The sequence below is a fragment of the Hymenobacter terricola genome (assembly GCF_017921975.2).
Taxonomy (GTDB): Bacteria; Bacteroidota; Bacteroidia; order Cytophagales; family Hymenobacteraceae; genus Hymenobacter; species Hymenobacter terricola.
Genome location: NZ_JAGEMO020000037.1, coordinates 1 through 438 on the forward strand (window position 1 = coordinate 1; position 438 = coordinate 438).

At 65.3% G+C, this 438-nt stretch carries 1 protein-coding gene; it reads left to right on the forward strand.

Features of this window, described 5'->3' with window-relative positions; genetic code table 11:
- Positions 1-438: T9SS type B sorting domain-containing protein (locus J4G38_RS19065; RefSeq protein WP_226163561.1), on the forward strand; the 438-nt coding region annotated here is incomplete at both ends.

Below are 438 nucleotides of genomic sequence, written 5' to 3' on the forward strand. Positions count from 1 at the left end.
TGGCCGCGCTCCAGGAGTTTCCGGGCCTGGACCAGCGCTACGCCAACCATTTGCGCTGGAAAGTGGGCAATTTGCCCGCTGGCTGCGACGCCACCATTGCCAGCTACCGGGTGTACTACCGGCCCGCGCCCACGGGGCACTTCACCCTGCTGGGCACCACCACCCAAACCAGCTACGTGCACACCGATTTGGCCTTCTCCGGCGGCTGCTACGCCGTGCAGGCCGTGGCCCCGAGCGGGGCGGTGAGCGACACGAGCAACGTGGCCTGCCAGGACAACTGCGTGTTTTTCAAGCTGCCCAACATCTTCACCCCCAACGGCGACGGGCAGAACGCCGTGTTCCGGCCCAGGAACAACAGCCCGGTGCGCAGCATCCACTTCAAGGCCTTCAACCGCTGGGGCGTGAAAGTCTTCGAAAACACCACCACCGCCAACGACC